Origin of the sequence: Pseudomonas chlororaphis subsp. piscium (genome assembly GCF_003850345.1) — a bacterium.
GTDB lineage: Bacteria > Pseudomonadota > Gammaproteobacteria > Pseudomonadales > Pseudomonadaceae > Aquipseudomonas > Aquipseudomonas piscium.
The window spans coordinates 3,623,691-3,637,289 of the sequence record NZ_CP027707.1; the positions used below are offsets into that span (position 1 = coordinate 3,623,691).

The 13,599-nt window shown below is 64.9% G+C and carries 9 protein-coding genes and 1 pseudogene; 6 read left to right on the forward strand and 4 right to left on the reverse strand.

Annotation, left to right across the window (positions count from 1 at the left end):
• Positions 1–120: 120 nt before the first annotated feature.
• Positions 121–1,608, reverse strand: coding sequence for an aldehyde dehydrogenase family protein (locus C4K38_RS16615; RefSeq protein WP_053279327.1), 1,488 nt, complete (start codon positions 1,606–1,608; stop codon positions 121–123).
• A gap of 350 nt (positions 1,609–1,958) precedes the next feature.
• Between C4K38_RS16615 and C4K38_RS16620 the strand changes: the two genes are divergently transcribed.
• The 6 genes from C4K38_RS16620 (at position 1,959) to C4K38_RS16645 (ending at position 8,836) form a co-directional block, all read left to right on the forward strand.
• Complete coding sequence (locus C4K38_RS16620) at positions 1,959–3,293, forward strand: aspartate aminotransferase family protein (RefSeq protein WP_053279329.1); 1,335 nt, start codon at positions 1,959–1,961, stop codon at positions 3,291–3,293.
• A 161-nt stretch (positions 3,294–3,454) separates the two neighbouring features.
• Positions 3,455–4,144, forward strand: coding sequence for a helix-turn-helix transcriptional regulator (locus C4K38_RS16625; protein WP_053279330.1), 690 nt, complete (start codon positions 3,455–3,457; stop codon positions 4,142–4,144).
• A 91-nt stretch (positions 4,145–4,235) separates the two neighbouring features.
• Positions 4,236–5,051 (forward strand): molybdenum cofactor biosynthesis F family protein, encoded by an 816-nt coding sequence (locus tag C4K38_RS16630; RefSeq protein ID WP_053279331.1) that lies wholly within the window; start codon positions 4,236–4,238, stop codon positions 5,049–5,051.
• 197 nt (positions 5,052–5,248) lie between these two features.
• Positions 5,249–6,631, forward strand: a complete 1,383-nt coding sequence (locus tag C4K38_RS16635; protein WP_053279332.1) for an aspartate aminotransferase family protein — start codon at positions 5,249–5,251, stop codon at positions 6,629–6,631.
• Complete coding sequence (locus tag C4K38_RS16640) at positions 6,628–7,392, forward strand: SDR family oxidoreductase (protein ID WP_053279333.1); 765 nt, start codon at positions 6,628–6,630, stop codon at positions 7,390–7,392. Before C4K38_RS16635 ends, C4K38_RS16640 begins: the two co-directional genes overlap by 4 nt.
• A 241-nt stretch (positions 7,393–7,633) precedes the next feature.
• Positions 7,634–8,836, forward strand: a complete 1,203-nt coding sequence (locus tag C4K38_RS16645) for an MFS transporter (RefSeq protein ID WP_053279614.1) — start codon at positions 7,634–7,636, stop codon at positions 8,834–8,836.
• 51 nt (positions 8,837–8,887) lie between these two features.
• Here C4K38_RS16645 and C4K38_RS16650 read toward each other — a convergent pair.
• From C4K38_RS16650 to C4K38_RS32905, 3 genes and pseudogenes are all read right to left on the reverse strand, one after another.
• Positions 8,888–9,031: pseudogene (locus C4K38_RS16650) on the reverse strand (spermidine/putrescine ABC transporter substrate-binding protein PotF); the annotation flags it as partial.
• A 96-nt stretch (positions 9,032–9,127) separates the two neighbouring features.
• Positions 9,128–10,024, reverse strand: a complete 897-nt coding sequence (locus C4K38_RS16655) for a hypothetical protein (protein ID WP_053279334.1) — start codon at positions 10,022–10,024, stop codon at positions 9,128–9,130.
• A gap of 53 nt (positions 10,025–10,077) precedes the next feature.
• Positions 10,078–13,512 carry a YadA family autotransporter adhesin gene (locus tag C4K38_RS32905; RefSeq protein WP_428842115.1) on the reverse strand — a complete coding sequence of 1,145 codons (3,435 nt, stop codon included), beginning with the start codon at positions 13,510–13,512 and terminating at the stop codon, positions 10,078–10,080.
• Positions 13,513–13,599 lie beyond the last annotated feature (87 nt).

The window sequence follows — 13,599 nt, forward strand, 5'->3', positions numbered from 1 at the left end:
ACTGTAGCCGCTGCCGCAGGCTGCGATAAGGTCCGCAGGACCTTCAGCGACCTTAAGTACGCTACGGCCGTTCTCCGAACGCGGCCCGGGCCGATCGCAGCCTGCGGCAGCGGCTACAGGTCAGAACGCGATGCACACCGACTTGTTCTCGGTATACGCCTCGATCGCCGCATGGCCCATCTCACGACCGATGCCCGATTGCTTGTAGCCGCCAAACGGCATCGACGGGTCGAGCATGTTGTGGGTATTGACCCAGACCGTGCCGGCCTTGATCCGCGGGATCAGGTCCATGACCTTGGCCAGGTCGTTGGACCAGATGCTCGCCCCCAGCCCGTACTGATTGTCGTTGGCCAACGCCACCACCTCGTCGATATCGTCGAAAGGCGTGGCCACCACCACCGGGCCGAAGATTTCCTCGCGCACCACCTGCATGCCCGCGCGCACGTCGGCCAGTACCGTCGGGCGCACGTAGAAGCCCTGCTCGCCATAGGCGACCCCGCCGCACAGCACCCGGGCGCCGTCGGCCACGCCCTGACCGATCATATCCAGCACGCGCTTCTGCTGCTTGGCGGAAATCAGCGGGTTGATCTGCGCCTGTTCGTCCAGCCCGGGGCCGATGCTCAGGGAGCCGGCGATGGCCGACAAGCGTTCCAGCACCTGGTCGAAGATTGCCCGCTGGATATACAGGCGCGAACCGGCGGTGCAGACCTGGCCCTGGTTGAAGAAGATCGCCCCGGCGGCGCCGGCGGCCGCGGCCTGGGGGTCGCAGTCATCGAGCACGATCACTGGCGACTTGCCGCCCAGCTCCAGGGAAAACCGGGTCATGTTGTCCACCGCCGCATGGCCGATGACCTTGCCGATTTGGGTCGAGCCGGTGAACGCCAGCTTGTCGATGCCCTTGTGCGCAGCCAGGGCCGCGCCGGCCTGGGCGCCGCTGCCGGTGACCACATTGACCACCCCCGGGGCGATCCCGGCGTCCAGGCACAACTGGCCCAGGCGCAAGGCGGTCAGCGGGGTTTCGTCGGCCGGCTTGAGCACAACGGTGCAGCCGCAGGCCAGGGCCGGCACTATCTTCCAGATGGCCATCAGCAAGGGGAAATTCCACGGCACTATGGCGCCGACCACGCCCACCGGCTCCGGCACCGTGTAGGCGCGGTACCGGGCGCCCGGGACAGCGGCGATGGACAGGTCCAGGCTCTTGCCTTCGATCTTGGTCGCCCAGCCCGCCATGTAGCGGGTGAACTCGGCGGCGGCGCCGACTTCCAGGGCTCGGGCCAGGTGGATCGACTGGCCGTTGTTGAGGGTTTCCAACTGCGCCAGTTCCTCGCCGTGGGCTTCCAGCAGATCCGCCAGCTTCAGCAGCAGGCGCTCGCGATCCGCCGGGCGCTGCGCCGCCCAGGGCCCCTCGAAGGCCCGCCGCGCCGCGGCCACGGCCAGGTCGATATCGGCATCGGCGCCGGCGGCGACTCGGGTCAGTTCTTCGCCGGTGGCCGGGTTGAACACCGGCATCTGCGCGCCGGACAAGGCCGGCTGGCTGCGCCCGTCGATCAACAGGCCGTGCTGGCTGTCGATAAAGGCGGCGACACGTGGGTCGATGGCAATACTCATGGGCAATCCTCGCTAGTTGGCCTCATGGATCGAACTCTGAGACCAATGCCGGCCAGCGTCTTGATCCTGGCTGCCGCGAAACTTGCCACTGGCTGCCAGCCCCACGGACCCTAGGAGCGAGGCTTGCCCGCGATGGCGGCTGCCCGGACGACTATGTATCGCAGATGGAATACGGTGGCTGGCTTTGGGGCTGCTGCGCAGCCCATCGCGGGCAAGCCTCGCTCCTACAGGGACGGTGCCATCCTCCTGGCAGTGGCGATCAAGAACCTGGCACACAGAGGCAAGCAGGCAACCGGCAAAGGGCGCACTACTATGTCCCACGCTGTCCGTGCGTTTTCAGGAGACTCAACGTGAGCGAACCAAGCCGCTTCTGGCATCCCATGCTGCACCCCAACGAAATGCAACAACGCGAGCCGATTCGTATTGTCCGTGGCGATGGCTGCTATGTGTACGACGACCAGGGCCACCAACTGGTGGATGGCGTCGCCGGGTTGTGGAACGTCAACGTCGGCCACAACCGCAAGGAAGTGAAGGCGGCGATCACCGCCCAGCTGGACGAACTGGAATACTTCCAGCTGTTCGACGGCGTCAGCCATCCGCGCGCCGAAGAGCTGTCACGGGTGGTGATGAACCTGCTGGAACCCGAGGGCATGCGCCGCGTGGCCTTCAGCTCCGGCGGCTCGGACGCCATCGAGACCGCGCTGAAACTGGCCCGCCAGTACTGGAAACTCGAAGGCCAGGCCGACCGCACCAAGTTCATCTCGCTGCGCCAGGGCTACCACGGCACCCACTTCGGCGGTGCCTCGGTCAACGGCAACACGGTGTTCCGGCGCAACTACGAGCCCCTGCTCCCCGGCTGCTTCCACGTCGATACCCCGTGGCTGTACCGCAACCCCTACAGCCAGGACCCGGAAGAGCTCGGCAAGATCTGCGCCGACCTGCTCGAGCGGGAAATCCAGTTCCAGAGCCCCGACACCGTGGCGGCCTTTATCGCCGAGCCGATCCAGGGCGCTGGCGGCGTGATAGTGCCGCCGGCCAACTACTGGCCGCTGATCCGCGAGGTCTGCGACAAGTACGGCGTGCTGCTGATCGCCGACGAAGTGGTAACCGGTTTCGGCCGCAGCGGCTCGATGTTCGGCAGCCGCCTGTGGGGCGTGAAACCCGACATCATGTGCCTGGCCAAGGGCATCACCTCCGGCTACATCCCGCTGGGCGCCACGGTGGTCAACGAGCGGATCGAGTCGGCGTTCAGCAAGAACGGCAACTTCACCGGCGCGATCATGCACGGCTACACCTACTCCGGGCACCCGGTGGCGTGCGCGGCGGCCCTGGCCAGCCTCGACATCGTGGTCAAGGAAGACCTGCCGGCCAACGCCGCGAAGATGGGCGACTACATGCTCAATAAGCTGCTGCCGTTCGCCGAACGCTTCGACAGCGTCGGTGAGGTACGCGGCAAGGGCCTGATGATTGCCCTCGACCTGGTGGCCGACAAGACCAGCCGCGAGCCGATCGACCCCATGGGCGGTTATGCCAACCAGGTGGCGCAGATTGCCCGCGACAACGGGGTAATGGTGCGTCCGGTGGGGACCAAGATCATCCTGTCGCCGCCGCTGGTGATCCAGCCGCCGCAGATCGACGCCATAGTCTCCGCCCTGGAGCTGGGCTTCACCCAGGCCCGCCGCTGAGACTGTGATAGCCGCTGCCGTGTTCCTCGCCTCCCAGGCGCGTGAACCGGCAGCGGTTTTTTGCCCTCCGGCAATCCCGACAATGTCCATACTGCATCGCTACTTGCCCGCTTCTTCTGCCCATTGACGCGAAGCCGTCAGTATTCGCCAGGAGCCCTTCGATGATCAGTACCCATAGCCTCAACAGCCCCCTGCCCAACGCCCATGAACTCGGCCAGCGCTGCATCGGCGCCTTTACCCGGGTGGTGCCGGCGACCCTGTGCGCCTTCTACCGCATCGACGCGCAGTTGCAGGCCGAGCATTTCTCGCTGTACCACATGAGCCCGCAGATGCATGAGGCCTACCTGCAACGCTACCGGCACTACGACCCGCTGCGCCCGCGCAACTGCGTGGCGGCGGGCCGCCCGGTGCTGTCGCTGAACATGGGCATGGCCCAGCAGGGGCGGCATGAAACCGAGGTCTACCAGGGTTTCCTGCAACGCCACGGGGTGCGGGATGTGGTGGAGATCCTTGCGTGCAATGCCAGCGGCAGCCCGATCGCCGGCCTGTCCCTGCTGCGCGATGCCAGCCTGGGCCCGTTCCGGCCTGACGAACTGAGCACTCTGCAGGCGCTGCAAGGCCTGCTGGAAATCGCCGCCCAGGCGCCCTACTCGCGCCACGACGAACGCCTGGAGGCCCTCACGCCCCGGGAACGGCAGATCGCCTGGCTGCTGCGCGACGGCGCCTGCAACAAGACCATTGCCCAGCAGCTGGCGCTGGGCCTGCCGACGGTCAAGACCCACCTGATCAACCTGTTCCGCAAGGTCGGGGTGAACAACCGCACCGAGTTGGTGAGCGCGCTGTTCCTGTAAAAAATCGCCGCGCCTCAACCATTCGGTTGATGGGCAACAAGGGCTTGCATGATGAACATGAGGTTCTCCTTCATCGACAAGAACCGCCCTCATGAACCTGCAACCCGAATGGATTACCGTTGGCGCCCTGGCCGAAGGCTTTGCCGCCGACAACCATATCCTGCCCAGCCTGGATGACCTCAACGGCCGCAGCCTGACCCTGCATTTCGCCAACGGCTGGCGCATCGAACACCTGTTCGGCTCACAGTCGCTGCATTGGCAGGACGCTGAAAGCGACGCCCGCGGTGAGGCTGTTTATCGAGCCACTTCAATATGTTCCGGCATTTACCTGGTGGACTTTCTCAAGTCGGAGAACGGCCAGGCCCACTCGGTGAGCCTGATCCTCGACCTGGGCCGGAACATCTTCACCGCGGTGATCGGGCAGATGCCGAGCCAGGCCGAGACCCGGGTCGACCTGTTCAGTCGCGCCCTGTCCGGCCGCGAGCTGACCAGCGTCCAGGCCCAGTTCATCCACGGCAGCATCGACGCGCCGCACAGCGCCAGCAGCGCGCAACACGCGCTGACCGAAGAGCTGGTCGGCCTGCGCAACCAGTACATCTACAGCGCCACTGAGGCCTACGAGCACCTCTACCTGAACCGCAACTTCTACAGCTGGCAGTGCCTCAAGGGCGTCGAGCAAGGCCTGGCGGACACCGACCGCTGCCATTACTACAAGATCGCCGAACAGCTGTACCTGTTCGTCTGGCGCGAAAAGATCGTGCCGACCCTGGGCCTGGTGCTGATCGACCTGCAAGCGGGCAGGACCGACGGCAAGATCTTCGGCTACCAGGGCACGGACTTCGCCAGCCCCAGCAACTTCCCGGTGGGCGCCCTCGCCCATGTGCTGAACCGTACCGCGTACATCTGAGCCGCCTGTAGCCGCTGCCGAGCGCCAGCGAGGCTGCGTACGACCGCGCAGCGGTCGCAATCCGGCCAGCATGTTCCGCCTGATGCACCGCACGCTCAGGTTTCGCGGCAACTGCGTTGCCGATCGCAGCCTCGCGTTGCTCGGCAGCGGCTACCCAGGCATCGCCTTCCTCCTTTAGATCCCACAGGACCTCGATCATGACCCTCGGCCTCAACCTCGACCGCGTCGCCCGTTGTTACCAATCCGAGCTGCAACTGTTCGCCGAACGCCACCCGCGCTCCGCCGGTTTCTATCGGGAAAACCTCAAGCACTGGCTGTACGGCGCGCCGCTGCACTGGATGCAGCAATGGCCGGGGCTGTACCCGATCCTGGTGGCCGACGCCCAGGGCGCGACGCTGACCGACTGCGACGGCAACCGCTACGTCGACTTCGCCCTGGGCGACACCGGTGCCATGTTCGGCCATGGCCAGCCCGCCGTGGCCGAGGCCATCGCCCATCAGGCACGGCACGGCTCGACCCTGATGCTGCCGACCGCCGACAGCCTGTGGGTCGGCCAGGAACTGGTGCGGCGCTTCGGCCTGCCGTTCTGGCAGGTCACCACCTCCGCCACCGACGCCAACCGCTTTGTGCTGCGCCTGTGCCGGATGATCACCGGCCGGGAGAAAGTGCTGGTGTTCAACTGCAACTACCACGGCAGCGTCGACGAGTCCCAGGTCGAGTTCGACGCCGGCGGCCAGATGATTCCCCGTGAAGGCGTGCACGCCAATGGCCTGCGGCACGACGCCACCACCCGGCTGGTGGAGTTCAACGACCTGCCGGCGCTGGAGGCGGCCCTGGCCCATGGCGACGTGGCCGCGGTGCTGACCGAACCCTTCATGACCAACGTCGGCATGGTTCCACCCGCTCCCGGCTTCCACGATGGTTTGCGCGAGCTGACCCGACGTTTCGATGTGCCGCTGATCATCGACGAAACCCACACCATTTCCTGCGGCCCGGCCGGTTACAGCGGCGAACACGGCCTGCAACCGGACTTCTTCGTGCTCGGCAAATGCATCGCCGGCGGCATCCCCACCGCGGTCTGGGGCGCCAGCCAGGCCATGGCCGAGCGCATCTGGCAGGTGCTGCCGCACTTCCAGCCCGGCCAGGCGATCAACCACTTCGGCTTCGGCGGCACCCTGGCCGGCAACGCCCTGCAGATGGCGGCCATGCGCGCCACCTTCAGCGAGGTCATGAGCGCGGCCAACTACGCCCACATGATCGCCCTGGCCGAACGCCTGCGGGCCGGGGTCCAGGCGCTGATCGCCAAGCATCGCCTGCCCTGGCACGTGACGCGGATCGGCGCCCGGGTCGAATACCTGTTCATGGACCACGCGCCGCGCAACGGCGGCGAAGCCCACCATGCCCGCCATGGCCTGATCGAGGCCTACCTGCATCTCTACCTGCTCAACCGCGGGGTGTTGCTGACCCCGTTCCACAACATGGCGCTGCTGTGCCCGGCGGCCAGCAGCGACGACGTCGACCTGCACAACCGTCTGCTGGACGAATGCCTGGGCACCGTCACTCAAGGAGAAACCCCATGATGCTCGACCTCACTGGCCGTATCGCCCTGGTCACCGGCTCCGGCCAGGGCATTGGTCGCGCCATCGCGCAAGTCTTCGCCGCCCAGGGCGCCAAGGTGCTGCTCGCCACCCGCAGCGAAGCCTCGGGCGCCGAAACCCTGCGCCTGATCCGCGCGGCCGGCGGCAGCGCCGAGCTGCTGACCGTGGACCTCAGCACCCGGCCCGCGGCGAACCAGGCGGTGGCCGCCACCCTCAGGGCCTTTGGCGGGCTGGACTTACTGTTGCACAACGCCGCGGTGTTTCCGATGGAGAACCTGCGCGACCTGAGGGACGAAATCCTCGAGTCGACCCTGGCGGTGAACCTCAAGAGCTGTTTCTGGCTGACCCAGGCGGCGCTGCCGGCGTTGTGCCGGGCCGAGCATCCGCGCATCGTCATCACCTCTTCGGTGACCGGGCCGCGCACGGCGATTCCCGGGCTGTCCCACTACGCCGCGTCCAAGGCCGGGGTCAACGGCTTCATTCGCGCGGCGGCCCTGGAACTGGCCGAACACCGGGTCACCGTCAACGGTGTCGAACCCGGCCTGATCGCCACCCAGGCCATGGCCAACCTTGGCGACTCCCCGGCCCTGGCCGCCGGCATCCCGCTCAAGCGCCTGGGCAGCCCGCAGGACATCGCCCACGCCATGCTGTTCCTCGCGTCCGAGCAGGCCGGCTATATCACTGGGCAGACCCTGATCGTCGATGGCGGCGCCCTGCTGCCGGAAAACGCCCAGTTCAGCTGAAGCCTGACGCCTCGCCCACGGCGCCTGTCCGGGCGCCGACACTTTAATCTGCTCGTTTCCGACACCGTTCCGCCTGGGCATTGCACCCAGCGGGCTCGGCCGCTGAATGACTTCATGGGTAGAACGCAACATCCCGTTTTTGTCGATTGACTTGAAGTCAACTTTAACTTTTACAGTCGGCTCCGACCCATTGGCGCGCCGCCCCCCGGCCATCCTCGCGCGCCTGCTTTCGGAGAAGCCCATGACCTCAACCAAGCCAGACAGCCTCAGCTACGCCGTTGCCGATACCGGGTATTGGCCCGCCGTGTTCAACGTGCTGTTTGCCGGTATTGCCGCGGCGCTGCATATCGGCAAGGCCACCATCGCCCTGCCCGAGTTGCAGCAGGAATTCGGTCGCTCCTTGGAGTCCCTGAGCTGGATCATGTCGGCCTTCCCCTTGGTCGGGGTGTTCGGCGGCATCGCCGCCGGCATCCTCGTCCAGCGCTGGGGCGATCGTTATCTGCTGGCGCTGGGCCTGCTGATCATGTGCGCCGCCAGTGCATTGGGTGCCAGCCTGCATGACTTCCACGGGCTGCTGGCCACACGTTTTGTCGAAGGTTTGGGCTTCGTCATGGTGGTGGTCGCGGCGCCGGCGGTGCTCAATCGCTTGGTCCCACCGCACAAACGCCACCTGGTGTTCGGCATCTGGAGCACCTTCATGGCGTTCGGTATCGGCACCTCGATGCTTATCGGGCCATTGCTGGGGGGCTGGCAACAGAGCTGGATCGCGGGCGCGGCCCTGACTCTGCTGGCGGCCCTGCTGTTGCCGCTGACCACACCCAGGGACCCGCTGGCGCTACGTCACCAAACGCAATCCGGCTTGCGCCACTCGCTGAGCAGCGTGCTGCGGGCCCGCCAGCCGCTGCTGATGGCGCTGATGTTCACCGCCTACAACCTGCAGTTCTTTGCGGTGATGGCCTTCCTGCCGGTGTTCCTCATGCAGCGTGTCGGGCTGTCGATCACCAGCGCCGGGCTGGTCAGCGCCGCGGTGGTGGCGGTCAATATCATCGGCAACATCGGCGCCGGCCTGCTGCTGTCGCGCGGCGTCCGCCCGCAAGTCCTGCTCGCCGGCACCAGTATCGTCATGGGGTTTTCCGGGATGGGCATCTTCCTCTCGGCCACTCCGACCGACCTGGTGATCCCTCTGTGCTTCTTCTTTTGCGCGGTGGCCGGCATGCTCCCCGCCACCATCCTCGCCAGCACTTCGCTGACTTCGCCGCAGCCCGCGCTGGTCCCGCTGTGCCTGGGCCTGGTGATGCAAGGCAACTACCTGGGCCAGGTGCTCGCGCCCATCGCCCTGAGTGCCGCCGTCGCCTACGCCGGCTGGTCCGCCCCGGCGGCGCTGGTGCTGGCTGCCGCGCTGCTGGGCATGGTGCTGGCGATGCGACTGAAGATAAGACCCTGAAGGCCGCGCTCCCCGCTGGCGGTCGCCAGAGCGGGGAGCGGCGGCAATGCCTCAGTTGCCGGTGCGGATCCGCTCGATATTCAGCGGCATGGCTTCCAGGGCGAACAGCTTGCCCATCATGTCCGGGCTCGGGTAGACCTTGGTGTCGCTCTTGATGGCCGGGTCGACCAGGCTGTCGACCTGCTCGTTGCCGTTGACGTTTATGTGAAATAGAAAATCAATCGACTGCTTCAGCCACCACCCACCTGCGGATAACTCAGGTTTCGACAGTTGATATGGGTCATCACACCTTCACTGGATCGAGGTGGTCAGTTGCGGCGCAGGCGATGTCAGCAACCCTTTGACGGCCGCCGAAAAACACTCCACCTGCAGCGGGTATTCCTGCCCCATCAACCGGCCTTTGCCATACCAGACGATACCGCCCTGACTCAGGACCAGACCGTTGCGGCCGAACTCGAATACGCTGCCGACGGAACTGCTGAAGAGGAAGCGGCTGTCGTCCATTTGCAGCAGCTTGTACTGCGTGTTCGCGGGTGGCAGTTGTTCCTTGATGCGCTGCAGGTAAGTCGGGGCCAGACGGGTAAACAACTGCCCGGCCTGTTCACGGTACTGCGGTATCGTCAGACCTGGACTGCGCTGCAACTCGACGGCGATCAAGGCGAATACATCGGCGTTGGCACGCGCCACGGCCAACTTGACCGACAGCGCCGACGTCAGCAAAGCGTTATCAATCTGCAACGACGATTTCTCTGGCTGGCCGTTGGCGGCGGGTACGGTGACGGGGCGCATGAACTCGGCCACATTGACAGTCGACAGTACCGTCGTCGCCAGATACGCCGCACAGGCCGAAGCTTGCCCAGGCTGATCACCATTGACCAACAACGAGAACGGACTGCCCTGTCGAGGCAAAGTCTGCGCGTCGATCCCCTGCTGCTTGAGAGAGGCGTTGACCTGTTCCTGTTTCACTTCGCCTCGCGCCAACGCGCAAAGCTGTTCCATCATCAGTGTTTTACGCGGCTCGTCGAACCTGGGCGACAGCTGGAAAATCGCATCCTGAATCACGGGTAACGCAGGGATGCGCAGCCAGATACGCGGGTTATCCGTCGGTCTGTCTTTCAGAAATATGTCGTAACCGGCCAGCGCCACCAGCGTGATCAGGAGAGCGACGGAAATGGATTTCATGTTCATGGTTTTCTGCCTGAAAAAATTGGATTGAGACCTGCACAAGACCCATCAACGGGTCACCACTGATAACCGATACCCACCGCCAGCCCCACTTTGCGCTGGGTGTCGGTGCTGCCCTGCAATTTGGTCACCCACCGGCCATTGCTGGACATATGCGACACACCGAAGGCAAGCGACGCTTGACCGCGATAGGTGCTCGCAGCCGCCGTCGTCATGCTGGAACCTGGCGAATACGACTGCGGCAGACTGGCCATGGCCATCGCACCGGCAATCCCCGCACTGAGAATTTCGTCTTGCTGCTTGAGGTCGTTTTTCAGCTCCATATAGCGCTGGTCGGTGTAGGCATTGGCACTGCTGGTGATGTCCGCCACGCTTCGGGTCAACTGGTCGAGGTTCACCGCATCCGTGCCGTGGGTACCCGCCGCGAGGTTGGTTATCTGCCGCTCGTTGCCAGCACTGCCCACCGAGACACTGTTCTCACGATCAGCCACCGAGTTGGTGCCCAGAGCCGTAGCATTCCTGGCCGAAGCCTTGGCCCCGTTACCCAGAGCAGCCGAGTTTTCCCCGGTGGCCTGAGACCTTGTGCCGACCGCCGCGCTGTTGTTGCCCGACGCTACAGCCCCCGCACCTCCGGCGATCGAGTCGACACCCGTGGCTTTCGGTTTGGCCGCCGCGCTGCGGTTGTTCACCTGGAACATGCCGTCGGTGCCGTTCTTGATGTTGGCGACATCACTTTCAACGGTGGTGATGCGACCATCCTGCTGACCCGCATTCGCCCCCAGATTGGCAATCGAGGTATCCGTGTATTGCTTGGCTTCAACCACCGCACCGTCGAGTTGGCGCACATTGACCGCATCATTGGCGTTCTTGCCGTCGGCAACGTTGCTGACCGTTCGGGTTGCGCCGGTGCTGGCGTTGCCCACCGACACGGTGCCCGAGGTTGCGTTATTCGCCCCCGAATACTTGCCGCTGTAGGTTTCTGCACCGCGTCCGTCATCGCTCGAGCCACTGCCCACGGCAACACTGCCGTCGGCGGCAGCCGTGGCGCCGCTGCCCATCGCCACCGAGCCATTGCCCGACGCCTGGGCCTGGGCACCCAACACCATTGCGTCGGTACCGGTGGCAGCGGAGTCGGCCTTGGTCGAGTTGACGTGCAGATACTTGATGCCACCCCCCGCGCCGATCAGGGTTTCAAGCCCGCCGATCCGACCGCCCAGGTGGGTGATGTCCGTGGTGTTTTGATCCACTTGATCGCCGACCAGCTTCAGTTGAGCCACGTTGACCGCGTCGTTGTCTTGCGAGCCAGCCGCCAGCCCGGTGAGCTTGCGATTGCCCAGTGCCGTGCCGATGCCGATCTCACCGACTGACGTCTGCGGTGCTGCCAGTCGATAGGCGCTGTAACCCGTCTCGGCGCCGACCCTGGTCAGCGAACTCGAACCCAGCGCCACGCTCATGGCGTGGCTGGCATTGGCCCCGGCGCCCAACGCAACCGACTGCTCCGCCGCTGCCTGGGCCGCGCTGCCCAAGGCAATGCCGGACGCCAGTAACACCTGGGTATTGCGACCGATGGCGATGCCACCCGCGGCGGCCTGGCCGACACTGGCCTGATTGCCCAGACCAATGCCGTTGTCACCATTGACCACGGTGCCCGGACCGACAGCAATTGACTCCGCGCCGCTGGCGAGTGAGTCCACCGGGTTCGTCGAATTGGCATGGAAGAACAGCGTGCCGGTTGAGCTCAACGAGCCCATCGCTCCAGTCAATTGACGCAGGGTCACGGCGTCGTGATCTTCGGTGGCGTCCGCCACATTGGTGATTTGTCGGTAGCTGCCGGCCTTGCCCACCGAAACCGAGCCGAGCAAGGTGGCGTCCGAGGTGTCATAGATGATCGTCCCACCGCCGGCGGCAATCGAACCCGTCGTCGGTGCCAGGACACGGTCGGCAACCGAACCGTCGCCCAGTGCGATACCACCCGCCACCTGAGCCTGGCTCAGATGCCCCAGCGCGAGACCGCCATCAGCCGCCACGTTGGCACCCGAACCGACGGCGAGCGAATGGGCGCCTGCAGCAATGGACTGTGGCCCGATGGCCACACTGTCCTGACCTGTGGCTTGCGCGTCGGCCAGTACCGAATTGCTGTGGAAGTACTTGATGCCGGTGCCGTTATTGACGAGATTGTCGACGGTCTGGTTGGTTGCGAACAGCTGCGAGCCGTTAACTGCATCGGTGCTGGTGGCGTTCAGGGTTCCGGCCGCGACATTGGTCAACTTCACTGCGGTGCCTGCCGGGTTGAAGGTCACCTGAGTTTTAGTCGTGGCATCGTCGTATTTCACCGCCACGGCGGCTGTGTTGGTCACGCTGGTGTTGAGGTTGCTCAGCGCTGCGCCGACGTTGTTGCTGACCAATGGGCCGGTGTTGGCACCGGTTGCGCTGATGCTGTTGGTCGAGTAACTGGGCGCCGTCCATGCTCCGATGTTCGCATCAAGCGCTGCACCACCGCCCAGGGCAGTCGCCGTATCTTGGCCTGCTTTGTTCAGTTGGCTGACGTTGACGGCATCCGTTGCGCTGGAGCCGGCGACAAGGCCAGTAATGCGACGGCCATCAGCGCCATTGGCGATGTTCACTTCACCACCTGTCGCCGCCCCGCCGACACCATAGGCCGCATTGGCCAACGTCGCGCCTGTGGCGGATGAGCCCGCGCCCAAAGCAACACTGTTGTCGACACCGGCCGTGGCACCATTGCCCAGCGCGACACTGTTGGCACCACCGGAAACGGCCGTCGGGCCCATTGCCACGCTGTCCTGCCCCGTCGCGCTGCTATCGACAAGGGTCGAGTTGCTGTGGAAATACTTGATGCCCGCGCCGTTGTTGACGAGGTTGTCGACGGTTTGGTTGGTTGCGAACAACTGCGAGCCGTTAACTGCATCGGTGCTGGTGGCGTTCAAGGCACCGACAGCGATGTTGGTCAACTTCACCGCAGCCCCTGCCGGGTTGAAGGTCACCTGATTTCTAGTCGCGGCATCGTCGTATTTCACTGCCACAGCGGCGGTGTTGGTCAGGCTGGTGTTTAGATTGGTCAGTGCTGCGCCAACGTTTGTGCTGACCAGCGGACCGGTGTTGGTACCAACCGCGTTGATGCTGTTGGTGGAGTAACTGGGCGCCGTCCATGCTCCGGTGTTCGCATCAGGCGCCGCACCGCCGCCCAGGGCCGTAGCCGTGTCCTGCCCCACCTTATTCAGTTGACTGACGTTAACCGCATCGGTCGCCGAACTGCCCGCCGCCAAACCGGTAATACGCCGTCCATCGGCGCCGTTGGCGATGTTCACTTCACCCCCGGTCGCCGCCCCGCCGACACCATAAGCCGCATTGGCCAACGTCGCGCCCGCGGCAGAAGAGCCCGAGCCCAAGGCAACGCTGTTGTCGAAGTTGGCGGTGGCGCCATTGCCCAGCGCAACGCTGTTGGCACCACCGGAAACGGCCGTCGGACCCATCGCCACGCTGTCCTGACCGGTTGCGCTGCTATCGGCAAGGGTCGAGTTGCTGTGGAAATACTTGATGCCCGCGCCGTTGTTGACGAG

What these genes read in the sequence shown, in the direction of transcription:
- C4K38_RS16640 (WP_053279333.1), top strand. Translation starts at nt 6,628, where the DNA reads ATGATGCTCGACCTCACTGGCCGTATCGCCCTGGTCACCGGCTCCGGC.
- C4K38_RS16615 (WP_053279327.1), bottom strand. Translation starts at nt 1,608, where the DNA reads ATGAGTATTGCCATCGACCCACGTGTCGCCGCCTTTATCGACAGCCAG.
- C4K38_RS16635 (WP_053279332.1), top strand. Translation starts at nt 5,249, where the DNA reads ATGACCCTCGGCCTCAACCTCGACCGCGTCGCCCGTTGTTACCAATCC.
- C4K38_RS16655 (WP_053279334.1), bottom strand. Translation starts at nt 10,024, where the DNA reads ATGAACATGAAATCCATTTCCGTCGCTCTCCTGATCACGCTGGTGGCG.
- C4K38_RS16625 (WP_053279330.1), top strand. Translation starts at nt 3,455, where the DNA reads ATGATCAGTACCCATAGCCTCAACAGCCCCCTGCCCAACGCCCATGAA.
- C4K38_RS16630 (WP_053279331.1), top strand. Translation starts at nt 4,236, where the DNA reads ATGAACCTGCAACCCGAATGGATTACCGTTGGCGCCCTGGCCGAAGGC.
- C4K38_RS32905 (WP_428842115.1), bottom strand. Translation starts at nt 13,512, where the DNA reads ATGGGTCCGACGGCCGTTTCCGGTGGTGCCAACAGCGTTGCGCTGGGC.
- C4K38_RS16645 (WP_053279614.1), top strand. Translation starts at nt 7,634, where the DNA reads ATGACCTCAACCAAGCCAGACAGCCTCAGCTACGCCGTTGCCGATACC.